The organism is Bacillus sp. CGMCC 1.60114, assembly GCF_042676365.1.
Lineage (GTDB): Bacteria > Bacillota > Bacilli > Bacillales > Bacillaceae_G > Bacillus_A > Bacillus_A rhizoplanae_A.
In genome coordinates, this window is the sequence record NZ_JBHTHG010000117.1 from 337,922 (window position 1) to 357,633 (window position 19,712).

A 19,712-nucleotide genomic window follows, 5' to 3' on the forward strand; every position below is an offset into this window, starting at 1 on the left:
AGGTGATTAGTTATGAAGCTACGTGCAAATCGCGTGGGCGAGCAAATGAAGAAAGAATTAGGCGAAATTATCAGTCGCAAAATTAAAGATCCACGTATCGGTTTTGTGACGGTAACAGATGTGCAAGTAAGTGGGGATTTACAAATTGCCAAAGTATATATTTCTGTTTTAGGAGACGAAGAGCAGAAAGAAAATACATTAAAAGGCTTAGCAAAGGCGAAAGGCTTTATTCGTTCCGAAATTGGACAGCGTATCCGTCTTCGTAAAACACCTGAAATCTCCTTTGAATTTGATGAATCGATTGGATATGGTCATCGAATTGATACGCTTTTACATGAAATTAATAAAGAAGGTAAACGTGAAGAATAATGGATAGACATTTGTCTATCCATTTTTTTCAATCTGAAATGAATTTGACATACAAAAATATAACAACGAGGTGAACATATGGAAGGTGTAGTGTTATTACATAAACCAAAAGGAATGACATCGCATGATTGCGTATTTAAGTTAAGAAAAATATTAAGAGAGAAACGCATAGGGCATACAGGAACTTTAGACCCGGATGTGACAGGTGTATTACCGATTTGTGTAGGACGTGCTACAAAAATTGCACAGTTTTTAACGAGTGAAACAAAAACATATGAAGGTGAAGTTACGCTGGGCTTTTCGACGACTACAGAAGATGCTTCGGGTGAAATTGTTGAAAAACAGGATGTAAATCGTATTATTACACGTAAAGAAGTAGAATCCGTATTAGCAGAGTTAACGGGAACACTTGAACAAGTACCACCGATGTACTCGGCTGTAAAAGTAAATGGAAAGAAACTATATGAATATGCAAGGGCAGGGATAGAAGTAGAGCGTCCGGTTCGTACCATTACGATTCATGACTTTACCTTACTTGATGACCGTGAAGTGTTTGAGGGAGCAACAGTTTCCTTCCGTTTTCGGGTGACTTGTAGTAAAGGAACATACGTAAGAACATTAGCTGTGATGATTGGAGAAAAGCTTGGATTTTCAGCGCATATGTCAGATCTTGTACGAACAGCATCAGGAGAGTTTCACTTAGAAGATTGTATATCATTTGAAGAAATTGAGCAAAACGTGCAGAATGGAACAGTGGAATCTATCTTTATTTCCATTGATGAAGCATTACATAAGTTTCCAAAAATAATTGTTGATGAAGAACAAGCAGAAAAAGTAAAGAATGGTATGTTCTTACCGAATAAAGAGCAATTAACAGCACCATTTATTACAGTCTTTGATGAAAATAAACGTTGTTTAGCGATTTATGAGCATCATCCGAAACGTCCAGGGATGTTGAAACCGATGAAAGTACTTGTGAATAATCAAGAATTACAGCTATAATGAATAATTAGAAGGATTATTATAGAAAAAGGTGAATTCAAGCGTGAAACTCATTCATTTAACTCATCCTCATGCATTAAACAAAGCGGAAATAGAGCCTACTGTGATGGCGTTAGGGTATTTTGATGGTATTCACTTAGGTCATCAACGTGTCATTCGCACGGCAAAAAAGGTGGCGGAAGAACGAGGATTTAAAAGTGCTGTTATAACTTTTCATCCGCATCCGTCTGTTGTATTAGGGAAAAAGGAAGCGCATGTAGAGTATATTACGCCTTTACGTAGTAAAGAAAAAGTAATTGCAAATTTAGGAATTGATATTTTATATGTTGTGAAATTTGACGAAGCATTTGCAAATCTATTGCCACAACAATTTGTAGATGATTATATCATTGGGCTGAATGTAAAACATGTTGTAGCTGGCTTTGATTATTCATATGGACGTTTAGGAAAAGGGACGATGGAAACTTTGCCATTTCATGCAAGAGGGGAGTTTACACAAACCGTGATTGAAAAAGTAGAATTTCAAGAAGAAAAAGTAAGTTCCACATTATTGCGGAAATATATTCGCAGCGGAGAAATGGAACAAATCCCAGCTATTTTAGGCAGACCATATACTGTTGAAGGAACAGTTGTTCATGGAGATAAGCGAGGGCGCCAAATTGGTTTTCCGACAGCAAATGTTGCTCTAAATGATGAATATCTTTTACCGCCTGTTGGTGTATATGCCGTTCGAATGAAAGTAAATGATGAGTGGCATGAAGGTGTATGTAATATCGGATATAAACCGACTTTTAATGAAAGTGAAAAGCAGCTTTCTATTGAAGTGCATCTTTTTGAATTTCAGCGTGATATATATGATGAGTCTGTTGTTGTAGAGTGGCATATGCGAATTCGCGAAGAAAAGAAATTTAATGGTATTGATGAGTTAGTTGCACAAATTGCAAAAGATAAAAAAGTAGCAGAAGATTATTTTAACCGTGCAAATAATATACTTGCTTTTTCGAATAAAAAGTAGTATTCTATCTTATGTACTTTAAAATAACCATTGCTTGGCATTACGACTCACCGACGTTTGCTAGGTAATTGGGGATTCATTACTTAGGAGGTGAAATAGGATGGCTTTAACACAAGAGCGTAAAAATGAAATCATTGCACAATTTAGAACTCATGAGACTGATACAGGTTCTCCAGAAGTTCAAGTTGCTGTCCTAACGGAGCAAATTAACACTCTAAATGAGCACTTACGTACTCACAAGAAAGATCATCATTCACGTCGCGGTCTTTTAAAGATGGTTGGTAAACGTCGTAACTTACTTACTTACCTTCGTAACAACGACATTACTCGCTACCGTGAACTAATCACAAAGCTTGGATTACGTCGATAGTCGAAAAAGCGGGAATATTCCCGCTTTTTTGTTAGGTAAAAATATATCTTCGACTCTTGATAGCTTACTGAATTTTCGGTAATACTAGAGGAAGGATATTGTGATATATTATTCATTTACATAGAAGAACTGAATATTTTAAATTGAGAGGGGTACTTAAATGAGTCACGAAAAGCAAGTCTTCTCGATAGATTTGGCTGGTCGTCAGCTAACAATTGAAACAGGTCAGCTTGCAAAACAAGCAAACGGAGCAGTATTAGTAAGATATGGCGACACAGCGGTTCTATCTACAGCAACTGCATCAAAAGAGGCAAAAAATGTAGACTTTTTTCCACTTACAGTAAACTATGAAGAGCGTTTATATGCAGTAGGGAAAATTCCAGGCGGTTTTATTAAGCGTGAAGGCCGTCCGAGTGAAAAAGCAATTTTAGCAAGTCGTTTAATTGACCGACCAATTCGTCCGCTTTTCGCAGATGGTTTCCGTAATGAAGTACAAGTTGTCAGCATCGTAATGAGTGTTGATCAAGATTGTTCTTCTGAGATGGCAGCTATGCTTGGTTCTTCATTAGCGTTATCGATTTCAGATATCCCATTTGAAGGTCCAATCGCGGGCGCAACAGTTGGTCGTATTGACGGCGAATTCATTATTAATCCAACAGTAGAACAACAAGAGAACAGTGATATCCATCTAGTTGTAGCTGGTACGAAAGACGCAATTAACATGGTAGAAGCAGGGGCAGATCAAGTGCCTGAAGAAACGATGTTAGAAGCAATTATGTTTGGTCATGAAGAAATTAAACGTCTAATTGCTTTCCAAGAAGAGATTGTACAAGCTGTAGGTAAAGAGAAAACAGAAGTACAACTTTATGAAGTGGATGCTGAACTTGATCAAGCTGTACGTGAAATGGCAGAACAAGATATGCATTCAGCAATTCAAGTGCACGAAAAACATGCACGTGAAGATGCAATTAATAAAGTGAAAAAACGTGTTATTGAGCATTATGAGGCACAAGAAGCTGATGCTGAAACATTAGGACAAGTAAATGAGATTTTATATAAAATTGTAAAAGAAGAAGTACGTCGTCTTATTACAGTTGAAAAAATCCGCCCAGATGGACGTAAAGGTGATGAAATTCGTCCTTTAGCATCAGAGGTAGGAATTTTATCTCGTACGCATGGTTCTGGTTTATTTACACGTGGACAAACGCAAGCACTAAGTATTTGTACGTTAGGTGCATTAGGAGATGTACAAATTTTAGATGGTCTTGGTGTAGAAGAATCAAAACGATTTATGCACCATTATAACTTCCCGTCCTTTAGTGTTGGGGAAACAAGACCAATGCGTGGTCCAGGTCGTCGTGAAATCGGTCACGGTGCATTAGGTGAACGTGCTCTTGAACCTGTTATTCCATCTGAAAAAGACTTCCCGTATACAGTGCGTCTTGTATCGGAAGTATTAGAATCGAATGGTTCTACTTCACAAGCAAGTATTTGCGGAAGTACATTAGCGATGATGGATGCAGGTGTTCCACTGAAAGCGCCAGTTGCGGGTATTGCAATGGGACTTGTGAAGTCTGGTGAACACTACACAATTTTAACAGATATCCAAGGTATGGAAGATCACTTAGGTGATATGGACTTTAAAGTAGCAGGTACAGCTAAAGGTGTAACAGCACTTCAAATGGATATTAAAATTGAAGGCTTATCTCGTGAAATTTTAGAAGAAGCATTGCAACAAGCAAAAGTTGGACGCATGCACATTCTAGATCATATGCTATCTGTTATTGCTGAGCCGCGTACTGAGTTATCTGCGTATGCTCCAAAAATTATTACAATGACAATTAATCCGGATAAAATCCGTGATGTTATTGGACCAAGCGGTAAACAAATTAACAAGATTATTGAAGAAACAGGCGTAAAAATTGATATCGAACAAGACGGTACAGTCTTTATTTCTTCAGTTGATCAAGAAATGAATGAAAAAGCGAAGAAAATTATCGAAGATATCGTTCGTGAAGTACAAGTAGGTGAAATTTACTTAGGAAAAGTAAAACGAATTGAAAAATTCGGCGCTTTCGTTGAATTATTCAGTGGTAAAGACGGTCTTGTTCATATCTCTGAACTCGCACTTGAGCGTGTAGGCAAAGTAGAAGATGTTGTAAAAATTGGTGATGAGATTTCAGTAAAAGTTATCGAAATTGACAAACAAGGTCGCGTAAACTTATCTAGAAAAGTACTGCTTAAAGAAGAGCAAGAAAAAGAAGCGGCAAAGCAAGAACAAAAACAGGAACAAGAACAAGAATAAGAATAAACGAAAAGCCAAGGAACTCCTTGGCTTTTTACTATGCATAAAACCTTGAGATAGATCTCAAGGTTTTTTTGTATATAACAGAGTATAGTTTTAACGAGAACGTTTAAATTAACAATGATAAGAAAAGAAGATTTTTACTATTCTGCTTTAACAAGTAGTAAATTCGTCTTGATATTTAGAGAGAAAAAGTGAGGTCAAGCCTAATGGTAGAAGTTTTAGTTTATTGGAGGATGATTTTATGAAAATTCGCATTTTTTTACTTATAGTAATATTCTTGTTCTCTACTTTGCATTTTTCGCATATATCATACGCAAAGGATCGTTTGTACGAAGAAATTGAAGAAAAAGCGGAAGAATATAAGATTCCAGCACAAAATGCATGTATGGATAAAATATGGAAAGCGACGCCAGGTTACAATGGAAAAGAAGTAGATATAAAGGCTTCCTATGAGAACATGAAGAGGAAGGGGAGTTTCGATGAGAAACAGTTGGTATATCGAGAAGTATCGCCTCAAGTGCATTTGACAGATTTATCTCCTGCTCCTATTTATAGAGGGAATCCAAGTAAAAAAATGGTTGCGCTTACTATTAATGTTGCTTGGGGAAATGAATATCTTTCTCGGATGTTAGAAGTATTGCAAAAACATCAAGTGAAAGCAACTTTTTTTCTAGAGGGGAGATGGGTAAAAGAAAATTTACGTTTTGCAAAAATGATTGCGGATGCAAATCAGGAAGTGGGAAATCATTCGTATACGCATCCTGATATGAAAACTTTGTCGGTTGATGCAATTTATGAACAATTGCAAAAAACGAATCAAGTCATTGAAGCGGCGACAAATCAAAAGGTACGCTGGTTTGCACCGCCAAGTGGGAGTTTTCGTGATGATGTTGTCCATACTGCTGCAAAACTAAAAATGGGAACCATTATGTGGACGGTAGATACAATTGATTGGAAACGACCAGAACCACACGTATTGCTACAGCGGGTGCTAAGTAAAGTACATCCCGGTGCCATTATTTTAATGCATCCTACTTCTCCTTCAGCAGAATCACTTGATACATTGATTTCAAAGTTGAAAGAGAAAGGATATATGGTAGGAAACGTATCAGCTTTAGTAGACGAAAAGCGTATTGATTAAATACATTTGCATGACATTCGTTCTTAAACTTGTTATGATTATATAATAGAATCTTTTTACAGAGAATTTGTCAATAGGAGGAAGGCATTTGATCAAAAAATATACGTGTAAAAATGGAGTAAGAATCGTAATGGAGAATATTCCAACAGTACGTTCTGTTGCAATAGGAGTATGGATTCATGCGGGATCACGAAATGAAAATGTAAAGAATAATGGGATTTCTCACTTTTTAGAACACATGTTTTTTAAAGGGACAAAAACACGTAGTGCTAGAGAAATTGCAGAATCCTTCGATAGCATTGGCGGGCAAGTTAATGCGTTTACATCAAAGGAATATACATGTTACTATGCAAAAGTATTAGATGAGCATGCGAAATATGCGCTTGATATTTTAGCGGATATGTTCTTTAATTCAACGTTTGTTGAAGAAGAATTGAAAAAAGAAAAGAACGTAGTGCTCGAAGAAATTAAAATGTATGAAGATACACCAGATGATATTGTTCATGATATGTTAACGAAAGCGACGTATGAAACACATCCGCTAGCATATCCAATTTTAGGAACAGAGCAAACCCTTGATACATTTACAGGTGATACGCTTCGTCAATATATAAAAGATCATTATACGCCAGAAAATGTCGTTGTTTCCATCGCTGGTAATATTGACGAATCCTTTGTTCAAATCGTCGAACAATATTTTGGGAATTATGAAGGAACGACAAATCGCGAACAAGTACATAACCCTATTTTTCACCCGAATAAAGTAGCGCGCAAAAAAGAAACAGAACAAGCCCACTTATGTTTAGGATTTAAAGGATTACAAATGGGTGACGAAAGTGTTTATAATTTAATTGTATTAAATAATATTTTAGGTGGCAGTATGAGTAGCCGCCTGTTCCAAGAAGTGCGTGAGCAACGCGGGTTAGCATACTCTGTCTTTTCTTATCATTCTTCTTATGAAGATACAGGGATGTTAACAATTTACGGAGGAACGGGTAGTCAGCAGCTGGATACATTGTATGAAACTATTCAGCAAACACTAGATACGTTAAAAAATACTGGTATCACTGAAAAAGAATTACTTAACAGTAAAGAGCAACTAAAAGGAAATCTTATGTTGAGTTTAGAAAGTACAAATAGTCGTATGAGCCGCAATGGTAAAAATGAGTTGTTGCTGAAAAAGCACCGTTCTTTAGATGAAATTATTGAAAGTGTAAACAGTGTTACAAAGGCGGATGTAGATACATTGATTCGTAATATGTTTACAGACGAGTTTTCTGCAGCACTTATTAGTCCGAATGGAGAACTTCCAAAAGGAATAAGTACAAAATAAATATATATATAAACCGTTTCTTATTAAGAAGAAACGGTTTTTTATATACAAGGGGGAAACTTGTAGGTATTTTTTTTTCAAGACTAGAATAGGTACTTAATATAAGGTGAAACTTCCATTAGTGGAGGGTTCATCCCCTACTGATGGAAAGCCCGCTCAATCGGGCACATGCCAGTAGCCATCTCCTGCCTATCTTCTTTGTTTTCTCTTAATTTGAGCTGGGGGTCTTACTGCACGTTAGTGTGGGATATGGGAAAAAGAAACCTTCTAATTAGCATGTTATATAAGGAGAGGATGGAATGCGATTAAGTGAACTGAGCGGGAAAGAAATTGTTGATTTACAGCGTGCTGAAAGAATGGGAGTACTTGGACATGCGGACTTAGAGATTGATGAGAAAGATGGTAAGATTCAAGCGCTCATTATTCCTGTTGGGAAATGGGGAGGATTCAAACGAGGGCAACAAGAAGTGCGTGTGGAGTGGAGTAGAATTAAAAAGGTGGGGCAGGATATGATTATTTTTGATCTTGCTAATTATTCAGATCCTGTTTAAAAGATGACCATTATGGTTGTCTTTTTTTATTGTGGGAATCCATACATGTAAATCATCCTTACTTTTTGTTTTTCAATCACCTTATACTCGTATATTACATATGATGTGGAGGAAAACGAAAAAAGTAGGCGCTTTTCTTATAATGAGAGAAAAAGAAGGTGAAGTAAAGGATGTTGACTGATATCCATATTGCTGTCATAGGAGGAGATGCACGGCAGCTTGAAGTTATTCGTAAGCTAGTTGAGCTTGATGCAAAACTCTCATTAGTAGGCTTTGATCAACTTGATCATGGATTTACAGGAGCAGCAAAAGAGAGTATGCAGGATCTCGATTTTACTTCTTTAGATGCCATCATTTTGCCGGTAGCTGGAACTGATGCGAACGGACAAATCGATACAATTTTTTCTAATAAAAAAGTAATCATTACGAAAGAACAAATTGAAAGTACACCAGCACATTTTACGATATATTCAGGTATTAGTAACACTTACTTAGATACAATTGCTTCTTCTACGAATCGAAAACTTATCAAATTGTTTGATCGTGATGATGTGGCAATTTATAATTCAATTCCAACAGTTGAAGGGACTATTATGATGGTCATTCAACATACAGATTATACAATTCATGGTTCGAAGGTAATGGTATTAGGGTTTGGTAGAACTGGAATGAGCGTAGCGAGAGCATTTCAGTCGCTGGGGGCAAAAGTGAAGGTAGGTGCCCGGCGTTCTGAACATATCGCCCGTATTTCAGAGATGACATTTATGCCATTTCAAATGCGAGATATAGAACATGAGGTGCAAGATGTTGATATTGTGATTAATACAATTCCGCATCTTATTGTAACAGCAAGTGTAATTTCGAAAATGCCAGCCCATACATTAATTATTGATTTAGCTTCTAAACCAGGCGGAACAGACTTCCGGTATGCGGAAAAGCGAGGTATTAAAGCATTGTTAGCACCTGGACTGCCAGGAATTGTTGCACCAAAAACAGCTGGGCAAATTCTTGCAAACGTCCTTTCTAATTTATTAATGGCAGATATTGAAGTAAGAAAGGAGAATAAAAAATGAGTGTAAAAGGTAAACGAATTGGTTTTGGATTAACAGGTTCGCATTGTACGTATGCAGAAGTCATGCCGTACTTAGAGAAGCTTGTTGCAGATGGAGCTGAAGTATTACCTGTTGTATCGTATACATTACAAACGACAAATACGAGGTTTGGTGAAGGGGCAGAGTGGATTGAAACGATAGAAGCTATTACAGGCCATAAAGTAATTGACTCTATTGTAAAAGCGGAGCCACTTGGTCCGAAAATTCCGCTAGACTGTATGGTTATAGCCCCATTAACAGGGAATACGATGAGTAAATTTGCAAATGCAATGACAGATTCTCCCGTATTAATGGCAGCGAAAGCGACATTAAGAAATGGTAAACCAGTTGTATTAGCAGTTTCAACAAATGATGCTCTCGGATTAAATGGAGTGAATATGATGCGTTTGATGGCAACAAAAAATATTTATTTTGTACCGTTTGGGCAAGATGCACCACATAATAAACCGAATTCTATGGTAGCGCGTATGGAGTTGTTGCAAGATACAATGGTTGAAGCGATGGAAGGGAAACAACTGCAACCTGTAGTTGTAGAAAAATTCAGATACATGAATTAACAAACAAAAAACAGACAATTTTTTTCGTGAAACCATCATTCTTATCGCAGAATATGATAAAATTAATTCTATTAAGAATGAGAAGGAGTATTTGTTACTCCTTTTTATTCTAAGTATAGAAGGATTGGTACCTAGAAAGGGGCATAGTGATGGAAAAGAAAAAGTCTTTTCATGTCGCTGTAGTTGGAGCAACCGGCGCAGTTGGTGAACAAATGTTAAATACTTTAGAGCAACGTGAGTTTCCAATTGGAAAGTTAACGTTACTTTCATCTAAACGTTCTGCAGGCAAAACGCTTTTATTTAAAGGAGAAGAAGTAACAGTACAAGAGGCTACTCCTGAAAGCTTTGAAGGAGTGGATATTGCACTCTTTAGTGCAGGTGGATCTGTATCAAAACAATTAGCACCAGAAGCAGCAAAGCGCGGTGCAATCGTTGTTGATAATACTAGTGCGTTCCGCATGGTAGAAAATGTTCCACTTGTTGTACCCGAAGTAAATGAAAAAGATTTATTAGAACATAATGGAATCATTGCAAATCCAAATTGTTCTACAATTCAAATGGTAGTTGCTCTTGAACCAGTTCGTCAGCACTTTGGTTTAAAACGAGTAATCGTTTCCACATATCAAGCTGTATCAGGTGCAGGTGCTGCTGCAATTGAAGAGCTTCATGAACAATCACAAGCTATTTTAAACGGCGAAGAAGTAAAAGCAAATGTTTTACCTGTAAAAGGTGATAAAAAACATTATCAAATTGCATACAATGCGATTCCGCAAATTGACAAGTTCGAAGATAATGGTTTTACATTTGAAGAAATGAAAATGATTAATGAAACGAAGAAAATTATGCATATGCCAGAACTTGAAGTAGCGGCAACATGCGTACGTTTACCTGTTGTATCAGGTCACTCTGAATCTGTTTATATTGAAGTGGAAAAAGAAGATGTAACAGTAGAAGAGTTACGTAATCTATTAGCAAACGCAGAAGGAATTGTACTACAAGATAACCCGGCAGAGCAAGTATACCCAATGCCAGCAACTGCGGTTGGTAAAAACGAAGTATTCGTTGGGCGTATTCGTAAAGATTTAAACAATGATAAAGGATTCCATCTTTGGGTCGTATCTGATAACTTATTAAAAGGTGCTGCATGGAACTCTGTTCAAATTGCAGAACGATTAGTGAAATTACAATTAGTGTAAACGGCTAAAAGAAGGTGCAAAAATGAAAATTATTGTCCAAAAATTTGGTGGTACATCTGTACGTGATGAAAATGGTCGAAAGCATGCTCTTCATCACATTCAAAAATCATTGAAAGAAGGCTATAAAGCTGTAGTTGTTGTATCTGCGATGGGCCGCAAAGGTGAGCCTTATGCGACGGATACATTATTAAGCCTTGTAAATGAAAAACAATCGTTCATTTCAAAACGTGAACAAGACTTACTATTATCTTGCGGTGAGTTAATTTCGGCAATTGTGTTTTCAAATATGTTAAATGAAAATGGTGTAAATGCTGCAGCGTTTAACGGTGCACAGGCTGGATTCATTACAAATGATGACTTTTCAAATGCAAAGATTATTGAAATGGATTGTCAGCGTATTGTGAAGGAATTAGAAGAATTTGATGTAATCGTTGTAACAGGTTTCCAAGGGCAAACAAATGAGGGCGATACGACAACACTTGGGCGCGGGGGTAGTGATACATCAGCGTCAGCGTTAGGTGTTGCACTTCATGCTGAATATATTGATATTTTTACAGATGTAGAAGGTGTGATGACTGCTGATCCACGTATTGTAAAAGATGCACGACACCTTGAAAATGTAACATATAATGAAATTTGTAATATGGCATATCAAGGTGCAAAAGTTGTTCATCCGCGTGCTGTTGAAATTGCAATGCATGCGAAAGTGCCACTGCGTGTGCGTTCAACATATTCTGATAGCGAAGGAACTCTGATTGCAGCGTATGATGGTGCAACAAAAGGTCGTGATGTACAAGAGCGTCCTGTAACTGGTATTGCTCATGTTTCCAATGTAACGCAAATTAAAGTGTTGGCTAAGGACGGGGCATACGATTTACAAACCGAAGTGTTCAAAGAAATGGCAAATGAAAAGATTAGCGTAGATTTAATTAACATTTCTCCTACTGGCGTAGCATACACAGTTAGTGATGATGTTGCAGATCGAGCTGTCGAAGTACTGCATAAACTTGGGTATGATCCAATTGTAACTGAGCACTGCGCGAAAGTATCCATTGTTGGAGCTGGTATCGCAGGTGTTCCAGGTGTTACAGCAAAAATTGTAACAGCGTTAGCTGAAAATGGTGTTCAAATATTACAATCTGCAGATAGTCATACAACAATATGGGTGCTCGTTAAAGAAGAGAAACTAGTAGATGCTGTAAATGCGCTTCATCGTGCATTTGAGCTTTCTAAAGAAAAGCAACTGGAATTATAAGGAGTGAGACCATGATAGATTTTGGGACAATTGCAACGGCGATGGTCACACCATTTGATAAGAATGGAAATATCGACTTTGTAAACACAACAAAATTGGTAAATTATTTAATTGATAGCGGTACAACAGCAATCGTTGTAGGAGGAACAACAGGTGAGTCTCCTACATTAACATCTGAAGAAAAAGTAGCGTTATTTCGCCATGTTGTATCTGTTGTCGATAAAAGAGTGCCTGTAATTGCTGGAACTGGTAGCAACAATACCCATGCTTCTGTGGAGCTTACGCAAAAAGCAGAAGAAGTAGGTGTAGATGCGATTATGCTAGTTGCACCGTATTATAATAAACCAAGCCAAGAAGGTATGTATCAGCACTTTAAAACAATTGCTGAAAGTACAAAATTGCCGGTCATGTTATACAACGTTCCAGGCCGATCTATTGTACAAATTTCTGTTGATACAGTTGTTCGTTTATCGAAAATTCCAAATATTATCGCAATCAAGGATGCAGGCGGCGATGTATTAACAATGACAGAAATCATTGAAAAGACTGATGATAATTTTGCTGTATACAGTGGTGATGATGGTTTAACATTACCAGCGATGGCAATTGGAGCGAAAGGTATTGTATCTGTTGCTTCTCATATTATTGGTAATGAAATGCAAGACATGATTACAGCATTCCAAACTGGTGATATGAAAACAGCACAAACGCTTCATCGATTGTTAGTAAGGGTGACAAATGCACTATTTATGGCACCGAGTCCAACTCCTGTCAAAACGGCACTGCAAATCATAGGGTTAGATGTTGGTTCTGTTCGTTTACCTCTTATACCACTAACAGAAGCAGAAAGAACGCAATTACTTGAAGTTATACAATCTATTCCTCGTTAATAGAAAAGAAAAGTGGCTTAGTCTGAAATGTACTAAGTCACTTTTTTGTGTTTCCAACTTTATCCCGGTATTCGCGGGTAGTAAAACCCCTATCTGCAATGAACATCTACACTGAGCGAAGTTTCGCTTTGTAATTTAGATGACATGGTAAAATGACTACAATTTATCATCGTGTACATATTCTTCTCTTTTCTTTCTTATAATTTAACTTGTGTTCTATTTCTTGTATCAGTTATAATATGGCTAAGTAGCTTAGTACGGGTACACTTAGCAAAAATGGGAAAACTTTACGGATTATCGGATTTTGTATGAAATTACATAAAACATTTGATTTATATAACGAAAGAGAGGTGGAACCTGGTTTAAAAACGAAAAAACGTGATATCGCATAGCGATAAGACCTTCGTTTTAGATGCTGAAAAATGATGGTGGAGTTTCCCCTGGTTTCTCTACAATGTTAGTGGGATCAGTTTTTACAACATTTTTAAACCAGGCAACAACATGAAGAAAAAAGAGATAGATACTGTAAAAGTATTCGCCCTCGGTGGAGTGGGCGAAATTGGGAAAAATATGTACTGCGTTGAAATTGATTCTGAAATTTTTATTGTGGATGCAGGACTTATGTTTCCGGAAGAAGAGATGTTTGGAATAGATATTGTTATTCCTGATATCACATATTTAGTGGAAAATAAAGAGCGAGTAAAAGGACTGTTTTTAACACATGGTCACGAAGATCATATTGGTGGTATTGTCTATGTGTTAAGAAAATTAGCTATTCCAGTTTATGGAACAAAACTAACGAATGGTCTTGTAAAAGAAAAATTAGGGGAAGCAGGTATGTTAGGGCGCGTTGATTTAAAAACGATCGATTCTAATACTACGGTAGAATTTGACACAACAACTGTTTCTTTCTTTAAAACAACACATAGTATCCCTGATGCAGTAGGGGTTTGCTTCCATACTTCGCAAGGTGCAATTGTATATACTGGTGATTTTAAATTTGACCAAACTCCTATTGGAAATAATGGTTCAGATATTGGGAAAATGGCACAAATCGGAAATGAAGGTGTACTTTGCTTATTATCTGATAGTACAAATGCCGAACGTCCTGGATATACAGGATCTGAGAGAGAAGTCGGTTTGGAGATTTCTAAAGTATTTTATAATTCAGAAGGCCGTATTATTGTGGCTTCATTTGCTTCTAACGTTCATCGTATTCAACAAGTTTTTGATGCAGCGTATGAAACTGGTCGTAAAGTAGCAGTAGTTGGAAGAAGCATGGTAAAGGTTGTTGACATTGCGAATAATCTAGGGTATTTAAATATTCCAGACGGTATGTTAATTTCGCTACAGGATGTTGATAATTATCCTGAGAAAAAGGTAACAATTTTAACGACTGGTAGCCAAGGTGAGCCGATGGCTGCTCTTTCCAGAATGGCAAGACAAGCTCATAAACAAATTTCAATTCGTAAAGGTGATACAGTCATTATTGCAGCATCACCAATTCCAGGAAATGAAACATCTGTTTCAAGAACAATTGATTTATTGTTTAGAGCAGGTGCAGATGTAGTGTATTACGGAGAAAAGAAAGTTCATGTGTCGGGGCATGGTAGCCAAGAAGAATTGAAGTTAATGTTGAACTTAATGAAACCGAAATATTTTCTGCCTGTACATGGTGAATTCCGTATGCAAAAGGCGCATGCTCGTTTAGCACAAGACGTTGGTATTCAATCAGACCGCATTTTTATCACGGAAAAAGGTGAAGTGATTTCCTTCACAGATGGAGAAGCGAAACCTGCCGGTAAGGTTCCTGCTGGAAATGTATTGATTGATGGATTAGGCGTTGGTGATGTTGGGAATATCGTTTTGCGTGATCGTAAAATGCTATCACAAGATGGTATTTTAGTTGTTGTTGTAACGCTTGGGAAAGATGAGAAAAAGATTATTTCAGGACCAGAAATCATTTCACGAGGATTTGTTTATGTTCGTGAATCAGAAGCTTTAATTGAAAAATCAACTGATATTGTACGCACAATTGTAGAACAATCTATTAAAGAATATTCTATTGAATGGTCAACGTTAAAACAAAATATTCGTGAGTTACTTGGACAATTTTTATTTGAAAAAACAAAGAGAAAACCGATGATTTTACCAATTATCATGGAAGTATAAGGAATGGCTGCCTATTTGTAGGCAGCTTTTTCTTTTATCCTCTTTCGAATGAAATTTATAACTTAACAAATAATAGTTGTATACGTGAGAAAGGGGATACAAAATGATAGAGCGTGATGAAATGAAAAATGAAGAAAAAGAGACCGAGACAAAAGAAGAAACGAAAGAAGCTTCTGTGCTAGAGAAAATTCAACAACTTGGACAAACGAACGTTCCGCAGTTAAATGAATCGCGTATTCATTGTTTAACAATTGTAGGACAAATTGAAGGACATGTACAATTACCACCGCAAAATAAAACAACGAAATATGAACATGTTATTCCTCAAATTGTAGCAATTGAACAAAACCCCAAAATTGAAGGGTTATTAATTTTGTTAAATACAGTTGGAGGAGATGTAGAAGCTGGGCTTGCAATTTCTGAAATGATTGCTTCACTTTCAAAACCAACAGTATCGATTGTTCTTGGTGGAGGTCATTCAATTGGCGTGCCAATTGCTGTGTCAACAGATTATTCACTCATTGCAGAAACAGCAACAATGACGATTCATCCTATTCGTCTTACAGGTCTTGTGATAGGTGTTCCGCAAACATTTGAGTATTTAGATAAGATGCAAGAGCGTGTCATTCGTTTTGTAACAAAGCATTCAAAAGTAACGGAAGATCGTTTTAAGGAGCTAATGTTTGCGAAAGGGAATTTAACACGAGATATTGGTACAAATGTTGTAGGTGGAGATGCCGTGAAATATGGTTTAATTGATGACGTTGGCGGGATTGGCCAAGCGATCAAAAAATTAAATGAATTAATTGATGCGAAAGCATCAGCTGAACAAAGCGGGGCGTTATTACAATGATTTTGTATACTATTATGCCAGAACAACTCATATATCCGATGGATCATACAGAATTTACAAGGCAGAAAATTGTACATGTAGATGGTATTAATATGGTTGTTGAAATGGGGAATGAAAATGATTATTCTGTTGTACGTGTATTAAGTACAGATCCCCAGCATTTTTTACAATATGAACCAGGGCAGAAAATATCCTTTTCGTAAAAGCAGGATTTTGTTTATGAGCTATGGTATAATATAAAAAACAAGAAGGTGGAGCAGCCATGTATAGGCTGCTTTCTTCAATTTATCCCGCATTAACGGGCAGTAAGACCCCCACCTCAAGATTCAGAGAGAAGCAAAGAAGATAGGTGGGGGATAACTGCCCGTAAAAGTCCGATTGGTTCAACTAACCGTCAGTGTGGGATGAAGAAAATCCCCACTGACGGAAGTTTCACTTTATCCCGCTATTCGCGTGAAATTATCACCTACCTCAAAATTCTAAGAAAACAAAGAAGATGGGAGCGGGATAATTTCCAGTGAAATCTTGATTGTTCGGGCTAACGATGTAAGGGATGAAACTCTGCATTCATGGAGTTTTTACTTTATTTGTATTTGGCTTAAAATTATCCACTGGTAAGATAACGTGAAGAAAATTAACTGCCAATAGAGCGGGATGGAAACTACACTTGTTTTACAAAAAGTTATATTTTGAATTGGAATTTGAGGTGAAGAAATGGCAAAACAAAAGCAAAGAGGGACGAAAACAAAAGCAAGACGTACCATAAAGCCAACTTTGTACTACGAAATCGTCGGTTTGACTCTTTTTGCGCTCTCCATCATTACAATTATGCAGCTAGGTGTTGTCGGAAAAGCATTCGTGCTATTTTTTCGCTTTTTCTTTGGGGAATGGTACATACTTGGGGTACTCGGAGTTATTGCTCTTTCTATAGCGTTTGTTATAAAACGAGGGTGGCCAAATTTATTGCACAAAAGATTGATTGGTATATATTTAATCACATTAGCTGTGCTCATGTTTAGTCATATTACATTAGTCAATCTCCTAACAAAAGATGGAGCGGTACAAAGTTCATCTGTTATTGTGACTACGAAAGATTTGTTTTTTCATGAAATGAAAAAAGGAGTCGACACGGTTCATTTAGGCGGGGGAATGTTTGGGGCTATTATGTTTGCGACATGTTACTTTTTATTTGATGAAGTTGGCGCATACATAATTGGAATGATTCTCATTTTACTTGGTGTACTATGTATTACAAATAAACATATAGGCGAGGTGCTTGCACCGATTGGACGAATACTTAGAGGGCAATTTGAAGTGATGCAAGGCGATTACAAAGAGTGGCAAACAAAACGTGTTGCTGAGAAAACAGAAAAGAAAAAGACTGCACGTACGCGAAGTGAACGTCATGTGCAAGAAGTACCGGAGTTAGAAGAGAGTGTAGAAGAGGTTGATGTAGTGCCGCCGATTATATCAAACTTTACTGAAAACTATGCAACACCAGATCCAATAAGAAATGAATCGCTTATTTCTGAAACAAATCTAGAAGAATCTCTACCTATGCAAGAGGAGCAGCCGAAACAGAAGAAAGGCGGGAAAATTGTTGAGTCTCTTACTGGAGAGACAGCAGCACCGCCAATGCATTTTTCAGATGTTGAAAATAAAGATTATAAATTGCCTTCTTTAGAGCTATTAAAGTTTCCGAAGAATAAGCAAGTGACCAATGAAAATGAAACGATTTATGAAAATGCACGTAAGTTGGAACGAACATTCCAAAGCTTCGGTGTGAAAGCGAAAGTAACAAAGGTTCATAGAGGACCAGCTGTTACAAAATATGAAGTGTATCCTGACATGGGAGTTAAAGTAAGTAAAATTGTTAGTTTAAGTGATGATTTGGCATTAGCTTTAGCAGCAAAAGATATTCGAATTGAAGCCCCAATTCCGGGGAAATCAGCTATCGGGATTGAAGTGCCAAATTCAGAAGTTGCAATCGTTACGTTAAGAGAAGTATTAGATTCAAAAGCAAATAATCATCCGGAAGAAAAGTTATTAATTGGACTTGGGCGTGACATTACAGGAGAAGCTGTACTAGCTCGTCTGAATAAAATGCCTCATTTACTTGTAGCAGGAGCAACTGGTAGCGGAAAGAGTGTATGTATAAACGGAATTATTACAAGTATCTTAATGCGCGCTAAGCCGCATGAGGTAAAACTAATGATGATTGATCCGAAAATGGTAGAGTTAAATGTATACAATGGTGTTCCGCATTTATTAACGCCTGTTGTAACAGATCCGAAGAAAGCATCACAGGCGTTAAAAAAAGTTGTCAATGAAATGGAACGTCGCTATGAATTGTTTGCTCATAGTGGAACGCGTAATATTGAAGGATATAACGAGTATATAAAGCAACATAACGAACATTCTGAAGCGAAGCAACCTGAACTTCCTTATATTGTTGTTATAGTAGATGAGTTGGCAGATTTAATGATGGTTGCTTCTTCTGATGTAGAGGATGCGATTATGCGTCTTGCACAAATGGCACGTGCAGCTGGTATTCATTTAATTATTGCAACGCAACGTCCATCTGTGGATGTTATTACTGGTGTTATTAAAGCGAATATTCCATCGCGAATCGCCTTTGCAGTTTCTTCTCAAATTGATTCAAGAACGATTCTTGATACAGGGGGAGCAGAGAAATTATTAGGACGCGGTGATATGCTGTTTGTACCAATCGGTGCTTCTAAACCAGTTCGTGTGCAAGGAGCATTTCTATCAGATGAGGAAGTAGAGAAAGTGGTAGAATATGTTGTTGGGCAGCAAAAAGCACAGTATCAAGAGGATATGATCCCACAAGATGTACCTGAAACGACGCAAGAAGTAGAGGATAGTTTATATGATGAAGCGGTTCAGCTTGTTGTCGATATGCAGACAGCGTCAGTTTCTATGTTGCAGCGGAGGTTTCGTATTGGCTATACGCGGGCGGCACGTTTAATTGATGCAATGGAGATAAATGGTGTTGTTGGGCCGTATGAAGGAAGTAAGCCCCGTGAAGTATTAGTAAAAGATATTCAAGAGAAAAGTTCGTAATAAAGTGAAACCTTCATGAATGGAGAGAATTGTCTTTTCATATGAGGTAAAGAAGCCGGTTAGAAATACTTCTAGCCGGTTTCTTTATTAAATAAAAATGATAACGCTTACTAATGGTGGATTTTGATGAGAATACGAATGGTTATATTTATTTAAATTCCAACGTTCGATTTTTTTGGTGGATTGTATTGACAGTAATCATATCAAGTGGTACGATTACTTCGGAATAAAAATAAACCTCATATAATCTTGGAAATAAGGTCCATAAGTTTCTACCTAGCAACCATAAATTAGCTAGACTATGAGGAAAAAGTGTAAATACAAGGTGTATTATAACTTTGTCCCTGACTTTTTCAGCATATGAGAAATGTAGGTGTGCAAAGTTTTTTTTATAGGTTAAAGAAAGAAAATTTCACCTAAAAAAATAATTAGAATTTATTCGACAAATTTCAATTTTCTTATTTTTATTCAGGAGCATCCATGATATAGTAATTGTGGAAAAAA

The 19,712-nt window shown here is 37.0% G+C and carries 17 protein-coding genes and 1 riboswitch; all 17 genes read left to right on the forward strand.

The features are described from left to right. Nucleotides 1-12: 12 nt before the first annotated feature. Nucleotides 13-369, forward strand: coding sequence for a 30S ribosome-binding factor RbfA (rbfA, locus tag ACFQZ1_RS20260; RefSeq protein ID WP_020059146.1), 357 nt, complete (start codon nucleotides 13-15; stop codon nucleotides 367-369). A 78-nt stretch (nucleotides 370-447) separates the two neighbouring features. Continuing rightward, the gene (gene truB, locus ACFQZ1_RS20265) at nucleotides 448-1,371 is read left to right on the forward strand and encodes a tRNA pseudouridine(55) synthase TruB (RefSeq protein ID WP_377883970.1); all 924 of its coding nucleotides are present in this window, start codon (nucleotides 448-450) and stop codon (nucleotides 1,369-1,371) included. 43 nt (nucleotides 1,372-1,414) lie between these two features. After that, nucleotides 1,415-2,386 carry a bifunctional riboflavin kinase/FAD synthetase gene (ribF, locus tag ACFQZ1_RS20270; RefSeq protein ID WP_377883971.1) on the forward strand — a complete coding sequence of 324 codons (972 nt, stop codon included), beginning with the start codon at nucleotides 1,415-1,417 and terminating at the stop codon, nucleotides 2,384-2,386. Between the two features lie 100 nt (nucleotides 2,387-2,486). Then, nucleotides 2,487-2,756 (forward strand): 30S ribosomal protein S15, encoded by a 270-nt coding sequence (rpsO, locus tag ACFQZ1_RS20275; protein WP_020059143.1) that lies wholly within the window; start codon nucleotides 2,487-2,489, stop codon nucleotides 2,754-2,756. A 160-nt stretch (nucleotides 2,757-2,916) separates the two neighbouring features. Next, complete coding sequence (gene pnp, locus ACFQZ1_RS20280; protein WP_377883972.1) at nucleotides 2,917-5,061, forward strand: polyribonucleotide nucleotidyltransferase; 2,145 nt, start codon at nucleotides 2,917-2,919, stop codon at nucleotides 5,059-5,061. Between the two features lie 244 nt (nucleotides 5,062-5,305). After that, complete coding sequence (locus tag ACFQZ1_RS20285) at nucleotides 5,306-6,205, forward strand: polysaccharide deacetylase family protein (protein ID WP_377883973.1); 900 nt, start codon at nucleotides 5,306-5,308, stop codon at nucleotides 6,203-6,205. 88 nt (nucleotides 6,206-6,293) lie between these two features. Beyond that, the gene (locus ACFQZ1_RS20290; RefSeq protein ID WP_377883974.1) at nucleotides 6,294-7,538 is read left to right on the forward strand and encodes a M16 family metallopeptidase; all 1,245 of its coding nucleotides are present in this window, start codon (nucleotides 6,294-6,296) and stop codon (nucleotides 7,536-7,538) included. A gap of 299 nt (nucleotides 7,539-7,837) precedes the next feature. Further along, on the forward strand, nucleotides 7,838-8,089 hold the full coding sequence (locus ACFQZ1_RS20295; RefSeq protein WP_230573503.1) for a YlmC/YmxH family sporulation protein: 252 nt from the start codon (nucleotides 7,838-7,840) through the stop codon (nucleotides 8,087-8,089). A gap of 170 nt (nucleotides 8,090-8,259) precedes the next feature. Further along, nucleotides 8,260-9,162, forward strand: a complete 903-nt coding sequence (gene dpaA / locus ACFQZ1_RS20300) for a dipicolinic acid synthetase subunit A (protein WP_377883975.1) — start codon at nucleotides 8,260-8,262, stop codon at nucleotides 9,160-9,162. Continuing rightward, nucleotides 9,159-9,758 carry a dipicolinate synthase subunit B gene (locus tag ACFQZ1_RS20305; RefSeq protein WP_377883976.1) on the forward strand — a complete coding sequence of 200 codons (600 nt, stop codon included), beginning with the start codon at nucleotides 9,159-9,161 and terminating at the stop codon, nucleotides 9,756-9,758. Before dpaA ends, ACFQZ1_RS20305 begins: the two co-directional genes overlap by 4 nt. Before the next feature lie 149 nt (nucleotides 9,759-9,907). Further along, nucleotides 9,908-10,954, forward strand: a complete 1,047-nt coding sequence (gene asd / locus ACFQZ1_RS20310; RefSeq protein WP_377883977.1) for an aspartate-semialdehyde dehydrogenase — start codon at nucleotides 9,908-9,910, stop codon at nucleotides 10,952-10,954. A 22-nt stretch (nucleotides 10,955-10,976) separates the two neighbouring features. Further along, nucleotides 10,977-12,209, forward strand: a complete 1,233-nt coding sequence (gene dapG, locus ACFQZ1_RS20315; RefSeq protein ID WP_377883978.1) for an aspartate kinase — start codon at nucleotides 10,977-10,979, stop codon at nucleotides 12,207-12,209. Between the two features lie 11 nt (nucleotides 12,210-12,220). Next, on the forward strand, nucleotides 12,221-13,099 hold the full coding sequence (gene dapA, locus ACFQZ1_RS20320) for a 4-hydroxy-tetrahydrodipicolinate synthase (protein ID WP_377883979.1): 879 nt from the start codon (nucleotides 12,221-12,223) through the stop codon (nucleotides 13,097-13,099). A 501-nt stretch (nucleotides 13,100-13,600) separates the two neighbouring features. Then, a complete protein-coding gene (locus ACFQZ1_RS20325) occupies nucleotides 13,601-15,271 on the forward strand; it encodes a ribonuclease J (protein WP_377883980.1) in 1,671 nt (556 codons plus the stop codon). 103 nt (nucleotides 15,272-15,374) lie between these two features. After that, nucleotides 15,375-16,124 carry a ClpP family protease gene (locus ACFQZ1_RS20330; protein WP_377883981.1) on the forward strand — a complete coding sequence of 250 codons (750 nt, stop codon included), beginning with the start codon at nucleotides 15,375-15,377 and terminating at the stop codon, nucleotides 16,122-16,124. Then, nucleotides 16,121-16,327 (forward strand): YlzJ-like family protein, encoded by a 207-nt coding sequence (locus ACFQZ1_RS20335; RefSeq protein WP_377883982.1) that lies wholly within the window; start codon nucleotides 16,121-16,123, stop codon nucleotides 16,325-16,327. Before ACFQZ1_RS20330 ends, ACFQZ1_RS20335 begins: the two co-directional genes overlap by 4 nt. A 511-nt stretch (nucleotides 16,328-16,838) precedes the next feature. After that, nucleotides 16,839-19,208 (forward strand): DNA translocase FtsK, encoded by a 2,370-nt coding sequence (locus ACFQZ1_RS20340; protein ID WP_377883983.1) that lies wholly within the window; start codon nucleotides 16,839-16,841, stop codon nucleotides 19,206-19,208. 219 nt (nucleotides 19,209-19,427) lie between these two features. After that, a riboswitch (purine riboswitch) is annotated at nucleotides 19,428-19,530 on the forward strand. Nucleotides 19,531-19,712 lie beyond the last annotated feature (182 nt).